Below are 16,947 nucleotides of genomic sequence, written 5' to 3'. Positions count from 1 at the left end.
TGGCTTACTGGGGTGGCGCACCCGCCTCAGGCGGAGGCCGGTCCGACGATGGTGCCGATCTTCTCACCGCGAACGGCGCGCAGGATGTTGCCCTGGCTCATCAGGTCGAACACGACGATGGGCAGCCCGTTGTCCATGCACAGGCTGACGGCCGTGGCGTCCATGACCTTGAGGCCGCGGGTGAGGACCTCGTTGTAGTTGAGCTTGTCGAACTTGACCGCGTCCGGGTTGCGCTGCGGGTCGGAGTCGTAGACCCCGTCGACCTGGGTGCCCTTGAGGACCGCCTGCGCCCCGATCTCCAGCGCGCGCTGGGCGGCGGTGGTGTCGGTGGAGAAGAACGGCGCGCCCAGACCCGCGCCGAAGATGACCACACGGCCCTTCTCCAGGTGGCGGACGGCACGGCGCGGGATGTAGGCCTCGGCGACCTGGCTCATGTGGATCGCGGTCTGCACGCGCGTGTCCACACCGAGGCGCTCCAGGAAGTCCTGGAGGGCGAGGCAGTTGATCACCGTGCCGAGCATGCCCATGTAGTCGGCCCGGCCCCGCTCGATGCCGCCCTCGGTGAGCTGCGCGCCGCGGAACATGTTGCCGCCGCCGACCACGACGGCGACCTGGATGCCCTCGGAGACGGCCTCGGCGATGGACTCCGCGACGTACTGGACGACCTCGGGGTCGATACCCAGGCCGCCGCCACCGGCGAAGGCCTCTCCGGAGAGTTTGAGCATCACACGCTTCCACCCGGAATCGTGCATGGCGGTCTCGGTGCTCATCGCTTTGTTCTCCGACACGGCCTGTGGCCTCCCTTGTTGTTCCCGAGCGGCACAGGGTCCCCCGAGTGCTCCTGCTGCGGACGGACGGGGCGCTCACGCGTTTGAACCCGCCCATATCCGCCGAAGGTGCCGGGGAGCACTCTCCCCGGCACCTCCATCATGTCAAAATCCCTAGGCCTGGCCGACCTTGAAGCGGACGAAGCGCTTGACGGTCACGCCGGCCTCGTCGACGACCTTCTGGACCGTCTTCTTGTTCTCCTTGACGAACGGCTGGCCGAGGAGGGTGACCTCCTTGAAGAAGCCGTTCAGACGGCCCTCCACGATCTTGGGGATCGCCTGCTCGGGCTTGCCCTCCTCGCGGGTGGTCTGCTCAGCGATGCTGCGCTCCTTCTCCACCACGTCGGCCGGGACGTCGTCCTTGCCGACGTACTGCGGAGCCAGAGCGGCGATCTGCTGGGCGACGTCCTTGCCCACCTCGGCGTCGGCCTTGTCCAGCTCGACCAGGACACCCATGGTGGGCGGCAGGTCGGGGTCGGACTTGTGCAGGTAGCTGGCGACGTAGGCGCCCTCGAACTTGGCGATGCGGCGAAGCTCCAGCTTCTCGCCGATGACCGCGCCCTTCTCCTCGATGAAGGCCTGGAGCGTCTTGCCCGGCTCGATCTCGGCGGCGGCGACGGTGGCGAGGTCATCGCTGTCAGAGTTGACGACGAAGTCGGCGACCTCGTTGGCGAGCGCGATGAACTGCTCGTTCTTGGCGACGAAGTCGGTCTCGCAGTTGAGCTCGATCAGGGTGGCCTTGCCCTCGCCCTCCTGCTTGAGGACGACCATGCCCTGGGCGGCGGTGCGCTCGCCGCGCTCAGCCTGCTTCTTCGCACCCTTGATGCGCAGGGCCTCGACGGCCTTGTCGAAGTCGCCCTCGGCCTCGGTGAGGGCCTTCTTGCAGGCCATCATGCCGGAGCCGGTCATGTCGCGCAGCTTCTTGACGTCCGCGGCGGTGAAGTTCGCCATGACTGTTCTCGGATTCCCTTGGAGTGGAGCGTCGGTGGTCTGGGGCCACGGGGCGGCACCCGCGGACCCGCGTGAGCCGCCCCACCGGCGTCGGTGGGGCGGCGGGGTGGGATGACCCGGTGCCTACTCGGCGGAGGCCTCGGGGGCCGGGGTCTCCTCAGCGGGCTTGTCGGCGGCGGCCTCGGCCGGAGCCTCGGCGGCGGCCTCAGCCGGGGCCTCAGCCGGGGTCTCCGCGGCGGGAGCGGCGGCCTCGGTGGAGGCGGCCTCGCCCTTGCCCTCCAGGAGCTCGCGCTCCCACTCGGCCAGGGGCTCCTCGGCGGCCTTCTCCTCACCGGCGGCCTCGGCGCCGGAGGCGCCGGAGCGGGCCAGCAGACCGTCGGCGACGGCGTCGGCGACGACGCGGGTGAGCAGGCTGACGCTGCGGATGGCGTCGTCGTTACCCGGGATCGGGTAGTCGACCTCGTCGGGGTCGCAGTTGGTGTCCAGGATCGCGACGACCGGGATGTTCAGCTTCCGGGCCTCGCTGATCGCGATGTGCTCCTTCTTGGTGTCCACGATCCACACGGCGCTGGGCACGCGGGACATGTCGCGGATACCACCGAGGGTGCGCTCCAGCTTCTCCTTCTCGCGGCGGAGGTTGAGGAGCTCCTTCTTGGTGAGCGAGGAGCCGGCGACGTCGTCGAAGTCGATCTCCTCCAGCTCCTTGAGGCGCTGGAGCCGCTTGTGAACGGTGGAGAAGTTGGTGAGCATGCCGCCCAGCCAGCGCTGGTTGACGAAGGGCATGCCGACGCGGCGGGCCTGCTCGTCGATGGCCTCCTGGGCCTGCTTCTTGGTGCCGACGAACAGGATGGTGCCGCCGTGGGCGACCGTCTGCTTGACGAACTCGTAGGCCCGGTCGATGTAGGCCAGCGACTTCTGGAGGTCGATGATGTAGATGCCGTTGCGCTCGGTGAAGATGAAGCGCTTCATCTTCGGGTTCCAGCGGCGGGTCTGGTGCCCGAAGTGGACGCCGCTCTCCAGGAGCTGGCGGATCGTCACGACTGTGGCCATGACCTGGTCCTCCTTGCGGTGGCGGAGACGAACTCCGCCGTCGGTTGTGCCTGACGCCCCGGCCGTACCGCCACTCCGCCGAAGCGGTGTGGACCGTGGGTGCGGCCCCTCCCGGGGGGAGGCGTGTGGACGTGCGAATTGTGGTTGGCCCGATGGGCCGCAGACGATTCTATCCTCCGTCGGGGATACACAGGACCTGCGCTGTGTCCAGGGGGCACCACCCCCTGTGGGCGGGTTGTCCACAGATTCCCCCGACCCCTGGCACACCACCCCCGTTCACCGGATCCTTGACGCATGAGCCCTCGCCGTCTCATCCGTCTGCTGCTGGCCTTCTCCCTTCTGCTGTTCCCCCTCACCCCGGACCGAACCACCGCGCGGGCCGCCTGGCGCTGGCCCCTGGCCGCGCCGGTGACGGTCCTGCACGGATTCGACCCACCGGCGCAGCGCTGGCTCCCCGGCCACCTGGGCGTCGACCTCGCCGCCGAACCGGGGGACGAGGTGTACGCGGCCGGCCCCGGAAGGGTGCACTTCGTCGGCCCCGTGGCGGGAACCCCCCTGGTCAGCGTGGCCCACGGCGACCTGCGCACCACCTACCTGCCGGTGGAGTCCGCGCTCGCCCGGGGCGAGCCGGTCGAGGCCGGACAGGTGATCGGAACGCTCGCGGACGGGCCGACGCACTGCGCCGACCGCCCCTGCCTGCACTGGGGCCTGCTCGAAGGCGCCACCCATCTGGACCCATTGTCCCTGCTCGGCCGCGGGGAGATCCGACTGTTTCCCCTCGGCGCACCGCTGTGAGTCCGGGAACGACGGCATCCGGGAAAAGGAACCAACGCGGCCTGGCTCCAGGGCGCGGGCTCCCTTCACCCGGGAGACCATGAACGGTAACCCCGGAAATCCCACAGACCCGAAGATACGGTTCGCCGAGATCAATCCGGTGGTCGCCGAATCCTTCCCCGTTGTCTTCCGCACCTGCATCGAGGATTTCGACGAAGAGGCCGATGGGTTCTACGAGCACGACGCGGACAGACGACACCTCAACCTTCCCCCGTGAAACCAGCGAAGACAAGCGAAGAGTGGCCACAGGAGTCCATGAGATCATCCTCAACCCATCCGGTGTGGAGGACAACCCTGGTGCCACAGCGGAGACCACCACGACATGGCAGTCCATCGACACCCGTACTGAACGCCACGAAGAAATGATGAAATGGCCGGACGATGACCAAGTCGCCATCGCATCGTGAAACCACGGAACTCTGACACATGAGCGGTGAAGAATCCGGGGCCAGCGCACCCACGAACACGGCTCGTTCCGCCCTCCATCGCCGTCGAACACAGTACGTGATCCTCATCAGTCTGTTCCTGTCCACCATCGGCTCCGGAACCGTCCTGTGCCTCCTCTTGTGGCCCCCCGACCTGGTGACCGAGGCCGACGGAAAAGTCGCCTGCGTCAGCGCCCTGGGAAGCAACTCCGTGTATGACGAGAACGACGACGGCATCACGTCGGAATGGTGGGCGCGCGAGGAGGACACGTGTGAGCGCCTCCGACGCGCACGCATCGCGACGGCGATCCTGGTGGCGGTGCCGACGACGATCGCCGGGGCGGTCGGGGTGACTGCCCTGGTCTTCCGTCGACGACTCGCCGCCCCCGAGGCGGAGAGGAGCGCCGAAGAGTAGTCAGGCGCGGGGGTGGGCCTGCCGGTAGGTGTCGCGGAGCCGGTCCACGGACACGTGCGTGTACACCTGGGTGCTGCGGGGGCTGGCGTGACCGAGGAACTCCTGGACGCTACGCAGGTCGGCGCCGCCGTTGAGCAGATGGGTGGCGGCGCTGTGCCGCAGACCGTGCGGACCGCCGTCCACCCCGGCGGCGCGCAGGTGGGCGTGGACGTCCTCCCTGGCCTGGCGCACCCCCAGGCGACCGCCTCGGGCCCCGAGGAACACCGCCGCGCCGCTGGCCTGAGTGGCCCACTCAGGCCGCCCCGCGGCGAGCCAGGCGTCCAGCGCGTCCAGGGCGGGCGTTCCCACCGGTACCGTGCGCTCCTTGTTCCCCTTGCCCACCACGCGCACCGTGTTCCGTTCCCGGTCCACGTCGTCCAGATCCAGTGCGCACAACTCGGCCACCCGCACGCCCGTGGCGTAGAGCGTCTCCACCACGGCGTGGCGGCGCAGCTCGACCGGAGACTCGGCGGACGCGCCGGAGAGCGCCTCGGCGGCCTGGCGCTCGTCCAGCACCGTCGGCAGCGACCTGCGCTGGGCGGGGCTGGCCAGGCGTGGCCCCGGATCGGTGGCCAGGACGCCCTCGCGGTGCAGGAACCGCGTGAAGGCCCGCACGGCGGCCACCCGACGCGCGACCGTGGCCCGGCTCGCCCCGGCGTCGCGGGCGCGCGAGAGCCAGGCGCGCACCAGCGGCACGTCCAGTTCCGCCACCTCGTGCCCGGTCTCCTCCAGATGTGCCAGGAGCGAGCGCAGGTCGGCGAGGTAGCCGCGCACCGTGTGCGGCGACCGGCCGAGCTCGCCGGACAGATGGGCGGCGAAGGGTTCCAGCACGCTCACCCCCGGGGCAGACAGGCGACGGCGTCGATCTCCAGCAGGTAACTCGGGTTGATCAGACCGCTGACCTCCACCAGGGTCGCGGCCGGGCGGTGGTCCCCGGGGAGGCAGGACAGGAGCGCGGGTCGGAACTCGTCGAGGTCGGCGATGTGGCGCAGGTAGTAGGTGAGCTTCACCACGTGGGTGAGGTCGGCGCCATGCCGGGCGAGGACGGCCTCGATGTTCCGGAAGATCTGGCGGGTCTGACCCGTCACGTCCCCGGCGACACTCCCGTCGGGCGCCTGCGGGGTCTGTCCGGACACGAACAGGAGGGGACCGTCGGCCAGGAGGGCATCGCTGTACGTGGAAGCCATGACATTGACCGTACCCTCACCGCTGCGACGGAACCCGGCGCGTGCCCGAGCGGGACACCCGCCGGCGGCGGCCGCATCAACGCCACGGCCGATACCGGCTCCGACCGCCGCACCGCGTCAGGCAGCCGAACCGCTCCGTGCCGGGGGCCGCGCCACCGCCTCGGCGAGCCCCGCCCCGATCCGCCCCGGGATGGAACCGGCCCGTCCGTTCCGTACTCCTCCATCCCCGACCACCCCCGACGACGGAACCGGCGCTGTACCCGACGGCCTCCGTACTCGGCGGCGAACGGGTCCCCCTCACCTCGGAATCCGCCAGCCGGTGGCACAGCGCTCCACGTACCCCGCGGCCGCGAGCAGTCCCAGGGACCGCATGGCCTGCCCCAGGGTGGCTCCGCTGTGCGCGGCGATCGTCGCGGTCCCCGCCCCGGCCCGTGGCACGGCCTCCAGCACCCGTGCCGTCTCGGGGTCGAGGTCGGCCGCCACCCGCAGCGGCCCGGGCCCCGGGGGTTCGTCGTCCAGGGGCACCACCTGGGCGACCACGTCGTCGGCACAGGTGACGCAGCCCGCCTGCCAGTCACGGAGCAGGATGTGGCACCCCACCGACATCGCCGACGTCACCGGACCCGGTACCGCCATGAGCGTTCGGTGCATCTCCACCGCGTGCGAGGCGGTGTTCAACGCCCCACTGCGCCGCCCGGCCTCCACGACCACGGTTCCGGGTGTGAGCGCCGCGATCAGCCGGTTGCGCACCAGGAAGTCGGGGGCGCGGGGCGCGGCCCCCACGGGCCGCTCACTCACCAGGACACCGCTTCTGACCACGTCCGCGAACAGGCCCGCGTGCCCCTTCGGGTAGTCCACGTCCAGTCCGCAGGCCAGCACGACCACGGTGTCGCCCACCGCGTGTGCGGCCCGGTGCGCCGCTCCATCGATGCCGTACGCGCCCCCGGAGACCACCACGACCGAACGCGCGGCCAGGTCGTAGGAGAGCTCCGAGGCGACGTGCTCCCCGTAGGCGGTCGCGGCCCGTGCGCCCACGACGGCCACCGAGCGCAGGCACAGGTTGCGCAGGTCGCCCCGGCCGCGTACCCACAGGCCGTGCGATCGACCACCGCCCGGCAGGTCCAGGGCCTCGAGCCGGCCCGGCCACTCCGGATCACCCGGCACCACGAACCGGATCCCGGCCTCGGCCGACGCGCTCAGCAGGGCGTCGGCGTCCACTGCCGCGGCCCTGAGGCTCCACCGTTCCCAGCGCCGTCGCAGCCGGTCCCGAGTGATCGGATCGGCTTCGACGGCGCTCGATACGGTCGGCGGTGGCGCGCCCGCCGTCAGCTCCGCCCACACCCGGTCCGCACCGTGGTCGGCGAGCATCTCCCCCACCCACGGGTCCCCCGGCGGCACCACGGCCGTCAGGCAGGCCCGCGCCCGGGCGTCCGCCTCCCCCTCACCGTCCCGTCCGATCACCGGCTCCCCCTTCCCCACCACATCGCCGCGTGGCCGGGTCCTCGAATCCGCACGTCCGTTCACTCGTGTGCCTTCCGGCTTCCGGCACGCCCGTTCCGCTCCCCACCACGTCGCCGCGCTCACGTCGACGCCCTGTCCCGGATCCGTCTTCACGTGGCGGCCCGTGACCGCGCCCCTCCACCCGTCTCCCCGGTCCCAGGCCCGAAGGCCGCGTCACCACGCGCGCCCCGACCAGAGCGCGAAGGCGTAGGCGGTCTCCTCCTCACCGGGACGGTCCCGATCTGCGAGGTCGGCCAGGGTCCAGGCGACCCGCAACGCGCGGTCGACGCCCCGGGCACTGATCTGGCCCCGGTCCATGGCCCCGCCGAGCACCCGCAGCGCGGCCGGGTCCACCGGGAACTCCCGGCGGAGCCGCGCCCCCGGGATCTGTGCGTTGGTGGTCCACGGTGTGTGCGACAGCCGTGCCGCCGCACGGGCCCGTGCCTTCTCCACCCGCGCCGCCACGACCGCCGAGGATTCGGCGAACGCCCGGTCCGCGAGGAGTTCGGCCCGTGCCACGGGCTGGAGCTCCACCTTGAGGTCGACCCGGTCGAGCAGGGGGCCGGAGAGCCGCGACATGTATCTGCGGCGCTCGCCCGGCGGGCAGGTGCACAGGGAGCCGGGTTTGGCACAGGGGCACGGATTGGCCGCCATCACGAGCTGGAAGCGGGCAGGCAGGACCACCGTGGCCGCGGCCCTGGCCAGGACGACCTCGCCCCGTTCCAGGGGTTCGCGCAGCGAATCCAGGACGCCTCGGCTGAACTGGGGGGCCTCATCCACGAAGAGCACGCCGTGATGGGCCTTGGAGGCCCAACCGGGTGTGGGGTGCCCGCTGCCGCCTCCGATGATCGCGGCGCGGCTGGCGGAGTGGTGCGGTGCGGCGAAGGGCGGGGAGGTGATCAGCGGCGCCCCTCGCGGCAGGCTGCCCGCCACCGAGTGGATCGCCGTCGCCTCCAGCGCCTCGGCCGGGGTGAGCCGGGGCAGCACCGTGGGCAGCCGTTCGGCCAGCAGGCTCTTCCCCGTCCCCGGCGGACCCAGCATCATGAGGTTGTGCCCTCCGGCTGCCGCGATCTCCACCGCCCCGCGCGCCACCGGCTGTCCGAGCACGTCGGCCAGGTCCACCCCGGGGCCCTCCGCGGTGTTCACGGACGCACCGCGCGGTTCGTCGGGTTCCTCGAGCGGATCGCCGCCGCGCAGCCAGTGGCACACGTCGGCCAGCGCGTCCACCGCCCGCACCTCGACACCGGGCACGAGCCGGGCCTCGTCGGCGTTGCCTCGCGCGACGACGAAGCGATCATGGCCTCGGTCGACCGCCGCGACCACGGCGGGGAGTACCCCGCGTACGGGACGGGCGCGCCCGTCCAGGCCCAACTCGGCGAGGAGGACGGTGTCGGCCAGACGGTCCATCGGCACCTCGCCCGAGGCCGCCAGGACGGCGCCGGCGATGGCGAGATCGAAGAGGCTCCCGGACTTGGGCAGGCTGGCCGGGGAGAGGCTGATGGTGATCTGGCCGCTGGGCCAGCGCTCCCCGCTGTTGACCACGGCCGCCCGGATACGGTCGCGTGCCTCCCGGAGGGCGGCGTCGGGCAGCCCGACCAGGGTCACCCCGGGGTTGCCGCCGCCCAGGTGGACCTCCACCTCCACGACGTGCCCCTGGACTCCGACCAGGGTGACGCAGTGGGCGCGTCCGAACGACATCAGCCCATCCCCCGTTCGTGGGAGACGAACACACGACCGCCGGACACCAGGACGCCGACCCCGTCGACGCGCAACGGCCGGGCGGGCGTCCGGTGCCGGGCCGCCCAGGCCGCGCCGAGTCCGCGCAGGCGGTGCCGTCTGGCCGGGGTGAGCGCGTCGATCGGGTGACCGAAGCGGACTGAGGTGCGTGTTTTGACCTCGACGACGACCAGCGCGGGGCCGTCCCTGGCGACGATGTCGATCTCCCCGCCCGGGACGCGCCAGTTGCGGTCGAGTACCCGCATCCCGGCCCGCTCGAGGAAGACCGCCGCCAGATCTTCGCCGCGCCCACCCAGCGCACGGCGGTACACGGCCCACTCGTCCATCACCGACCACCTCCCGTTACCACGGTCGGTGATCGGCGGGCGGCGCGCCAGGGGTCGTCGTCCAGCTGTGGATAACCCGGTGGCGGTCGGGTCCGCCACCGGCTCAAGGGGTCAGGACGTACCGCCCTCCGTCGGAGGCACCTCCAAGTCGGCCTTGGTGATCTCTTCGACGTTGACGTCCTTGAACGTCACCACACGCACGTTGCGGACGAACCTGGCGGGCCGGTACATGTCCCAGACCCAGGCATCCTCCATCACGACTTCGAAGTACATCTCCCCGTTCTCGGTGGAACGCGGCTGGAGGTCGACGTGGTTGGTGAGGTAGAACCGACGCTCGGTCTCCACCACGTAGCTGAACAGCCCGACGACGTCCCGGTACTCGCGATAGAGCTGGAGCTCCATCTCGGCCTCGTACTTCTCCAGGTCCTCAGAACTCATCCACGCGCTCGCTTTCGTCGCACTCTCCGGTCGTTTTCGACCCCCTGTCCGATGGACACCGCCGGCCCCCGGCTTGTTCCCACCGGAGCGGCGAATCCACGAACGGACGACGTGAGGACGACCTGGAACCCATCATGCGTCACGGAACGCCCCTGTGTACCCCGTCGGAAGGATTTCCTTCACCCATCGGTCATCGGGGCGCACCCCGGCGGACGCCGTTCCGTCGTCCGCACGTCGCACACCGTCATCCCCGGAAGCGATGCCCCTCAGTCGTCCGCGGTGTTGAGTTCCTCGAAGGTCTCCGGGACACCCAGCGAACCGAACTGGTCGAATGGCCAGATGATCACGAAGGCGCGCCCCTCCACACGGTCGATCGGGACCGCGCCGCCGCCCGGGTCGTTCTGGTGGGACCGGGAGTCGACGGAGATCGCGCGGTGGTCACCCATCAGCCACAGATGCCCCTCCGGCACCTCGATCGGGCCGAACTCGGTGTGGCTCTCCAGACTGCCCGGGAAGAGGTAGTCCTCGTCCAGGGGCACACCGTTGACCATGACACGGTTCTGCTCGTCGCAGCACTCGACCACGTCGCCCGGCAGGGCGATCACCCGCTTGATGTACTCCCTGCCGGTCGGAGCCGCCCCCAGTTGCTGCTGCACCCACGTGAACGCGCCGGAGATCGGGTTGGTCGGCTCGGGCACCTGCACGCTGCTGGGGTCGTCCCATGAGTCCTCACCGTTGAAGACGACCACTTCGCCGCGCTCGATCTCGCGGATCTCATAGACGACCTTGTTGACGAGCACCCGGTCACCCACGAGGAGGGTGTTCTCCATCGAGCCGGAGGGGATGTAGAAGGCCTGCATGACCCAGGTCCTGATCACGAAGGCCAACACGATGGCGATGACGATCAGGATGGGGAGTTCCTTCCAGAACGACCCCTGCTTCTCGCTGCTCTCGGACTTGCCCATCTCGTCGTCCGCCCCCTTCTCCTGCTCCGGACCGTCGCCTGCGGAGACGCCACTGGCTCCCGGGTGCTCGTGCACTCGGGAGCCAGTGTCGGAGCCGTGCTCCTCCGGGCCGGGTCGGGCGGAATCCTCGTCCTGGGCCCCGTCCTCGACGCGGTCCCTGTCGTCTTTGCTCATCGCCCGAAGCCTATACCGCCGCCCTCCGGGAGGCGGTGAGGTTAGGGGAGAGCCGCGTCGGGGAGTCCGGAACTACTTGGTGACGGGCTCGCGGCGCTCGCGAATGCGGGCAGCCTTGCCGCGCAGTTCGCGCAGGTAGTAGAGCTTGGCGCGACGCACGCGGCCGCGGGCGGCGACCTCGTACTTCTCGACGGCCGGGGTGTGGATGGGGAAGGTACGCTCCACGCCCACGCCGTAGCTCACCTTGCGGATGGTGAAGGTCTCGCGGTTGCCCGAGCCCTGGCGACGGATGACGACGCCCTTGAAGACCTGGACACGGGTACGGTTGCCCTCGGTCACGCGCACGTGAACGTTGAGCGTGTCGCCGGGACGGAACTCCGGGACGTCGGTGCGAAGCTGAGCCTTCTCGAGCTCCTGAATGGCGGTGTGCATCTCGCGAATCCTCATCGGTAGCGCTCCGCGTCCTGTCCCCGGCGCCGTGGCCGGGAAGGGGTGCGCGGGCGAGGGCCCTCATGGGTCTGACTGTCGAACCGCCCGAGTGACCGTCACAGAGGCCGACGTCGTACCGCCGGCATGCGGATGCGGCCGATCACCAGGGGGGAACTCACCTAGTTTGCCACAGGTTGGCCGCCGTCCCGAACGGACTCCTCGGCGAGAACCTCCCGGTCACGCCGGTCCAGGCTCTCCTCCGGGGTGGCCGCCACCAGGTCGGGGCGGTTGCGCGCGGTCTTGCGCAGCGCCTGGTCGCGGCGCCAGCGGTCGACGGCCCCGTGGTTGCCCGACAGCAGCACCGGCGGCACCTCCTGATCGCGCCACGTGGCGGGCTTGGTGTAGACGGGGCCCTCGACGAGGTGCTCCATCCCGCCCGAGGCGAACGAGTCCTGCACAGCCGACTCCGTGTTCCCGAGCACACCGGGCAGGAGACGGGTGATCGCCTCGACCATCACCAGCGTGGCGGACTCGCCTCCGTTGAGCACGTAGTCGCCGATGCTCAACTCCTCGACCGGCATCCTCCGCGCGGCCTCCACCGCCACGCGCGCGTCGATCCCCTCGTAGCGACCGCACCCGAAGACCAGCCGCTCCTCCCCCGCGAGCCGCTCGGCGTCGGCCTGGCGGAACGGACGCCCGCTCGGGGTCGGCAGGATCAGCCGCGCGGGGCCCTCACCCACGACCTCGTCGAGCGCCTCACCCCACGGCTCGGGTTTCATCACCATGCCGGGGCCGCCGCCGTAGGGCGTGTCATCGACGGTGTTGTGCCGATCGTGGGTCCAGGACCGCAGATCGTGGACACGGACGTCAAGCAGGCCGGCGGTGCGCGCCTTGCCGATCAGCGACAGGTCCAGGGGGGCGAAGTAGTCGGGGAAGATGCTGATGATGTCGATGCGCATGGGCGCCCCTTCACTCGGCGAGGTCGAGCAGGCCGTCGGGCGGGTCGATGACGAGTCGGCCCGCGGCCACGTCGACCTCGGGGACCAGGGCGGACACGAACGGCACGAGGACCTCCCGCCCGTCCGCGGTGGCGACGACCAGGACGTCCTGCGCGTGGTGGAGCACGTCCTCCACCCGGCCGACGGGGTCGCCGTCGGTGGTCACCACGGCCAGGTCGATGAGTTCGTGGTCGTGGAACTCGTCGGGGTCGTCGATCGGGGCGATGTCGGCGGAGTCCACCAGCAGGACGGTGCCGCGCAGCTCCTCGGCCGCGTCCCGGTCCTTGACGCCCTCGAAGCGTACGAGCAGCTTCCCGCTGTGGCGACGGGTGGCGGCCACGCGCAGGGGTCCCGTGCCGGCGGGGTCGGTGGCGAGCACGGAGCCCACGGCGAAGCGTGCCGCCGGGTCGTCGGTGCGCACGTCGACCGCGACGTCACCGCGCACACCGTGCGCACGGCCGATCCGGCCCACAACGAGTTGCATGGAGCTCCGTCCCTCCCTGGAGCCCGGCCCCCGCGGGGCCGGGACGACGGCGCCCGGGACGGACCCCGGGCATGACTGCGGGGCGCCGACCGGTCCGGTCGGCGCCCCGTGAGGCGTGTCAGCGCACCTCGTGCAGGTCCAGCAGGTCCACACGGACGTAGCGGCCCCCGGCGAGGGAACCGATCACGGTCCGCAGGGCCTTGGCGGTGCGGCCGTTGCGGCCGATCACCTTGCCAAGGTCGTCGGGGTGGACCCGGACCTCCAGGACTTTGCCCTTGCGGAGCCTCCTGGCCCGCACCTGGACATCGTCGGAGTTCGCAACGATCCCCTTCACGAGGTGCTCAAGCGCCTCTTCCAGCACGTCAGGCCTCGCCCTCGGACTTCTCCGTCTCGGCGGCCTCGGCGGGCTTCTCGGCCGCCTTGTCCGCCTTCTTCTCAGACTTCTTGGCCTTGCCCTTGGCCTCGCCGCCGGGAAGCACGAGCTCCTTCAGGGCGGCCTGGAAGGCGGCTTCCTTGGCCTCGGGGTCCTTGGCCTCGGCGACCTGGAGCGGAGCCGGGGCGGGCAGGCCCTTGAACTTCTGCCAGTCACCGGTCTTGCGCAGGAGGACCTTCACCGCGTCGGACGGCTGGGCGCCCACGGACAGCCAGTACTGGGCCCGCTCGGAGTCGACCTCGATGAGGCTCGGGTGCTCCTTGGGGTGGTACTTGCCGATCTCCTCGATCGCCTTGCCGTCACGCTTGTTGCGGGCGTCGGCGACGATGATGCGGTACTGGGGCGTACGGATCTTACCCATACGCTTGAGCTTCAGTTTGACAGCCACTGGAGTGGTCTTCTCCCGATTAACGGTGTTAGGCGCCCGGCGACGAACCACGTGGGGTTGTGGCACCCGCCTGGGCAGACGTGGGCGGCGGGCGAGTTAGAGGGCTGGCCAGCCACCGTTAGTCGACTACTCATTGTGCCAGACTCCGACGAGTTCCTAGGACAGGACACCGGGCGCGTATCGTCACACCTTCGACACGCGTGCGGCCCGCCCCGGGGTCCAGGCCCAGGACGGGCCGCACGGCCGTACTTCGGCGGCGGCAGCCGCGCACGGCGAACCGCGGCTCGGGCTACTTCTTCTTCGGCAGCTTGAAATTCGACAGGTCCGGCATGTTCGGACCGCCGAGACCGGGCGGGAGCGTCGGCTGACCGGCACCGCCGCCGAGGCCCGGAGGCAGCTGCGGCGTGGTCTGATCGCCCTCCTCCTGGCGGCGCTGGCGCTGCGCGGCGCGCTCGGCCTCCTGCTGGCGGGCCTTCATGGGGTTACCGCTGCGCTGCTTGCCCTTCTTCGCCTTCTTGGCCTGGGCCTTGGCCTTCTTGCGGTTGCCGCCACCACCCATGCCAGGCATCCCCGGCATACCGGGCATGCCGCCGTTCTTCATCTTGCGCATCATCTTCTGCGCCTCGAAGAACCGGGTGACCAGACCGTTGACGTCACTGACCTGCGTACCCGAACCATTGGCGATGCGCAGGCGGCGCGAGCCGTTGATCGACTTCGGGTTGGCGCGCTCACCGGGCGTCATCGACCGGATGATGGCCTGGATCCGGTCCAGGTCCTTCTCGTCGATGCTGTCGATCTGGTCGCGCATCTGCCCCATGCCCGGCATCATGCCGAGCAGGTTCCCGATCGGCCCGAGCTTGCGGACCATCGACATCTGCTCGAGGAAGTCGTCGAGCGTGAAGTCCTCGTCCGAGGCGATGGTCGAGGCCATCTTGGCGACCTCGGCCTCGTCGAACGTGCTCTCCGCCTGTTCGATGAGCGAGAGGACGTCACCCATGTCCAGGATGCGCGAGGCCATCCGGTCCGGGTGGAAGAGGTTGAAGTCGTCCAGCTTCTCGCCCGTGGAGGCGAACATGATCGGGCGGCCGGTGATGTGCCGGATGGACAGCGCCGCACCGCCGCGCGCGTCGCCGTCGAGCTTGGTGAGCGCGACCGCGTCGTAGCCGACCCCGTCGAGGAAGGCCTGGGCGGTGTTGACCGCGTCCTGACCGATCATCGCGTCGACGACGAACAGGATCTCGTCGGGCTTGACCGCGTCCCGGATGTCCGCGGCCTGCTGCATCATCTCGGTGTCCACACCGAGGCGGCCCGCGGTGTCGATGATGACCACGTTGTGGTTGTTGCGCCGCGCGTGCTCCACGGACTCGCGGGCGACCTGGACGGGGTCGCCGACCCCGTTGCCCGGCTCGGGCGCGAACACGGGCGTCCCGGCGCGCTCACCGACCACCTGGAGCTGGGTGACCGCGTTGGGGCGCTGGAGGTCGGCGGCGACCAGCAGCGGGGTGTTGCGCTCACCGGCCAGCCACTTGGCGAGCTTGCCCGCCAGGGTGGTCTTACCGGCGCCCTGGAGGCCCGCGAGCATGATGACGGTGGGCGGGTTCTTCGCGAACCGGATCTGCCGCGTCTCGCCACCGAGGATCTCGACCAGTTCCTCATTGACGATCTTGATGACCTGCTGCGCCGGGTTGAGGGCCTTGGAGACCTCCTCCCCGCGGGCGCGCTCCTTGATCCGCGCGATGAACTCGCGCACCACCGGAAGCGCGACGTCCGCCTCCAGGAGGGCGAGACGGATCTCCCGCGCGGTCGCGTTGATGTCCTCCTCCGACAGGCGACCCTTGCCGCGCAGCGAGGAGAAGACCGATGTCAGCCGGTCGGAAAGCGTCTCGAACACGAGTGTGGCCAGTCCTTCGTCTCGGAATTGGTCTCCTAGGTTACCTGCCCTCGACCACCCTGGGCCGAGCTCAGTTCCCGGAGCCCTCCGTCTCCTCGGCGGACTCCCCGTCCGTGGCCTCGCCGCTCTCCTCGTCGTCGGCGCCGCCGGACAGCGTCGCCTCGCGCTGCTCGCCCAGGGCCGCCAGGACGCTCTCCTGCTCCTCATCGGTCATGCCGCGGGTGGAGAGCTGGGCCGAACCGTCCACCGAGCGTTCCTGGTCGGCGGTGTCCGCGCTCTCGGAGTTGTTGTAGTCGGCTCCGCACGACAGCTCCAGGGTGCCGCCGGCCTCCAGTGTGCCGGAGTCGCTGCACTGCTGCTCACCGAGCTCGTCGTTGGTGAAGGTCACGTCCATCCGCACCGAGACGCTGCCGCCGTCGGCCCCGCTCGCGTCATACGCGGTCCCCGACCACGTGCAGTTCGGGCCCTCCCCGCAGGACATGTTCGGCTCACCCTGCCAGGCCACCTCGATGCGGGCGTCCCGGGAGCTGGCGAGCTCCTCCTCGACGGTGGTGACCAGGCCGGCGTAGAGCTCCTCGACCGCGGGCTGGTCGGCCTGGGCCAGGTCGAGCCGCACCTGGGGGCCGGTCTCGGCGCCCTCGGGAACGAGCTCCTCGATGGCGATGCGCTGGATCTGGTCGGTCTCGGCGTTGATCCACACCTGGTCCCGCTCGCCCGCGAGGTCGATCCGGTAGGTGAGGGTGCCGTCGAGGTTCTCCTTGACGGCGTCCTCCTCCTCGACCTCCAGCCCGCCCAGGATCTCGGCCAGGACCGGCGGGGCGAGGACGGCGCCGGGCTCGATCCCGACCTGGCTGGCGGAGGCGCGCACCCAGTTGTCCTCGAAGTCGTCGGAGTCCGGCCCGAAGACCCCCCGGTCCAGCCAGAAGTCCTCCGTGGCGCGCACGTAGGTGCGGCCATCGACGTCGATGATCTCGCCCTCGTTGCCGTTGGCCCGGATGGTGCCGTCGGTCGCGCCGCTGTCGGCCACCGTCAGGGAGGTGTCCTGCACGTCCGCGCCGACGGTCTGCGCCACCTGGCCGGTCGCCGTGAGCGCGGGGTAGTCGGCCAGGTCGGCGAGAGCCTCCTCCAGGAGGGGCGCCGCGGCCACCGACTCCGTGGGCTCGGGGCTGGGCTCCTCCTCGTCCCCGCCTCCCGGCAGGAGACCGCTGAGGGTCGAGCAGCCGGTCAGACCGAGCACGACGACCGTGCCCGCCGCGGCGAACGCGGTACGACCGCTCCTGCGACCCCTGTTGTGACTGACCGGCGCCATCTTGCCTCCTGACCCCGACGAACGGGGCGCTCTACGAATACGCGTGGATCCTTGGGAAGGGGGGACCGCCGACGCGTGTCCCGTCCCTGGCGTGGGATGCGGCTCCGCGGCCCGCGGTTGCACCCGGCGCGTTCCGTCCGGGGCACG

At 70.7% G+C, this 16,947-nt stretch carries 20 protein-coding genes; 3 read left to right on the top strand and 17 right to left on the bottom strand.

Translation table 11 applies throughout. The annotated features are described in order from the left end of the window. Positions 1-26: 26 nt before the first annotated feature. From pyrH to rpsB, 3 genes are all read right to left on the bottom strand, one after another. On the bottom strand, positions 27-770 hold the full coding sequence (pyrH, locus tag KIK06_RS28585; RefSeq protein ID WP_026127537.1) for a UMP kinase: 744 nt from the start codon (positions 768-770) through the stop codon (positions 27-29). Between the two features lie 171 nt (positions 771-941). Continuing rightward, positions 942-1,778, bottom strand: a complete 837-nt coding sequence (tsf, locus tag KIK06_RS28580) for a translation elongation factor Ts (RefSeq protein WP_017598230.1) — start codon at positions 1,776-1,778, stop codon at positions 942-944. 123 nt (positions 1,779-1,901) lie between these two features. Next, positions 1,902-2,828, bottom strand: a complete 927-nt coding sequence (gene rpsB, locus KIK06_RS28575) for a 30S ribosomal protein S2 (protein ID WP_017598229.1) — start codon at positions 2,826-2,828, stop codon at positions 1,902-1,904. 294 nt (positions 2,829-3,122) lie between these two features. On the opposite strand from rpsB, the gene KIK06_RS28570 reads away from it, so the two are divergent. The 3 genes from KIK06_RS28570 (at position 3,123) to KIK06_RS28560 (ending at position 4,502) form a co-directional block, all read left to right on the top strand. Then, the gene (locus KIK06_RS28570; RefSeq protein WP_268645757.1) at positions 3,123-3,623 is read left to right on the top strand and encodes a M23 family metallopeptidase; all 501 of its coding nucleotides are present in this window, start codon (positions 3,123-3,125) and stop codon (positions 3,621-3,623) included. A gap of 79 nt (positions 3,624-3,702) precedes the next feature. Next, positions 3,703-3,879, top strand: coding sequence for a hypothetical protein (locus tag KIK06_RS28565; RefSeq protein WP_268645756.1), 177 nt, complete (start codon positions 3,703-3,705; stop codon positions 3,877-3,879). A gap of 287 nt (positions 3,880-4,166) precedes the next feature. After that, the gene (locus tag KIK06_RS28560; RefSeq protein ID WP_268645755.1) at positions 4,167-4,502 is read left to right on the top strand and encodes a hypothetical protein; all 336 of its coding nucleotides are present in this window, start codon (positions 4,167-4,169) and stop codon (positions 4,500-4,502) included. Here the strand turns inward: KIK06_RS28560 and KIK06_RS28555 are convergent, their stop codons facing one another. From KIK06_RS28555 to KIK06_RS28490, 14 genes are all read right to left on the bottom strand, one after another. Next, the gene (locus KIK06_RS28555; RefSeq protein ID WP_268645754.1) at positions 4,503-5,372 is read right to left on the bottom strand and encodes a tyrosine recombinase XerC; all 870 of its coding nucleotides are present in this window, start codon (positions 5,370-5,372) and stop codon (positions 4,503-4,505) included. It lies immediately after the preceding gene. Positions 5,373-5,374: 2 nt separating this feature from the next. Further along, positions 5,375-5,728, bottom strand: a complete 354-nt coding sequence (locus KIK06_RS28550) for a RidA family protein (protein ID WP_268645753.1) — start codon at positions 5,726-5,728, stop codon at positions 5,375-5,377. Between the two features lie 297 nt (positions 5,729-6,025). Beyond that, on the bottom strand, positions 6,026-7,189 hold the full coding sequence (locus tag KIK06_RS28545; protein ID WP_268645752.1) for a DNA-processing protein DprA: 1,164 nt from the start codon (positions 7,187-7,189) through the stop codon (positions 6,026-6,028). A 213-nt stretch (positions 7,190-7,402) separates the two neighbouring features. Next, positions 7,403-8,926 (bottom strand): YifB family Mg chelatase-like AAA ATPase, encoded by a 1,524-nt coding sequence (locus KIK06_RS28540; protein ID WP_268645751.1) that lies wholly within the window; start codon positions 8,924-8,926, stop codon positions 7,403-7,405. Then, the gene (locus KIK06_RS28535; protein WP_268645750.1) at positions 8,926-9,291 is read right to left on the bottom strand and encodes a YraN family protein; all 366 of its coding nucleotides are present in this window, start codon (positions 9,289-9,291) and stop codon (positions 8,926-8,928) included. Before KIK06_RS28535 ends, KIK06_RS28540 begins: the two co-directional genes overlap by 1 nt. A gap of 111 nt (positions 9,292-9,402) precedes the next feature. Further along, positions 9,403-9,729: a DUF2469 domain-containing protein gene (locus tag KIK06_RS28530; RefSeq protein WP_017598220.1), complete on the bottom strand. Its 327-nt coding sequence runs from the start codon at positions 9,727-9,729 to the stop codon at positions 9,403-9,405. Positions 9,730-9,995: 266 nt separating this feature from the next. After that, positions 9,996-10,868 (bottom strand): signal peptidase I, encoded by an 873-nt coding sequence (gene lepB, locus KIK06_RS28525; protein WP_017598219.1) that lies wholly within the window; start codon positions 10,866-10,868, stop codon positions 9,996-9,998. 72 nt (positions 10,869-10,940) lie between these two features. Further along, complete coding sequence (gene rplS, locus KIK06_RS28520; RefSeq protein WP_017598218.1) at positions 10,941-11,300, bottom strand: 50S ribosomal protein L19; 360 nt, start codon at positions 11,298-11,300, stop codon at positions 10,941-10,943. 176 nt (positions 11,301-11,476) lie between these two features. After that, positions 11,477-12,256 (bottom strand): tRNA (guanosine(37)-N1)-methyltransferase TrmD, encoded by a 780-nt coding sequence (gene trmD, locus KIK06_RS28515; RefSeq protein ID WP_268645749.1) that lies wholly within the window; start codon positions 12,254-12,256, stop codon positions 11,477-11,479. Positions 12,257-12,266: 10 nt separating this feature from the next. Further along, positions 12,267-12,779, bottom strand: a complete 513-nt coding sequence (gene rimM / locus KIK06_RS28510; RefSeq protein WP_268645748.1) for a ribosome maturation factor RimM — start codon at positions 12,777-12,779, stop codon at positions 12,267-12,269. 118 nt (positions 12,780-12,897) lie between these two features. Beyond that, positions 12,898-13,140, bottom strand: a complete 243-nt coding sequence (locus KIK06_RS28505; protein WP_017598215.1) for an RNA-binding protein — start codon at positions 13,138-13,140, stop codon at positions 12,898-12,900. 1 nt (position 13,141) lies between these two features. Further along, the gene (rpsP, locus tag KIK06_RS28500; RefSeq protein ID WP_026127534.1) at positions 13,142-13,600 is read right to left on the bottom strand and encodes a 30S ribosomal protein S16; all 459 of its coding nucleotides are present in this window, start codon (positions 13,598-13,600) and stop codon (positions 13,142-13,144) included. 289 nt (positions 13,601-13,889) lie between these two features. Beyond that, positions 13,890-15,491 (bottom strand): signal recognition particle protein, encoded by a 1,602-nt coding sequence (ffh, locus tag KIK06_RS28495; RefSeq protein WP_017598213.1) that lies wholly within the window; start codon positions 15,489-15,491, stop codon positions 13,890-13,892. A 70-nt stretch (positions 15,492-15,561) separates the two neighbouring features. Further along, positions 15,562-16,800, bottom strand: coding sequence for a hypothetical protein (locus tag KIK06_RS28490; protein WP_268645747.1), 1,239 nt, complete (start codon positions 16,798-16,800; stop codon positions 15,562-15,564). Positions 16,801-16,947 lie beyond the last annotated feature (147 nt).

Source organism: Nocardiopsis sp. EMB25 (assembly GCF_026797795.1).
Lineage (GTDB): Bacteria > Actinomycetota > Actinomycetes > Streptosporangiales > Streptosporangiaceae > Nocardiopsis > Nocardiopsis lucentensis.
The sequence above is the reverse complement of the archived record's forward strand: the minus strand, read 5'-3'. Positions and strand labels throughout refer to the sequence as shown.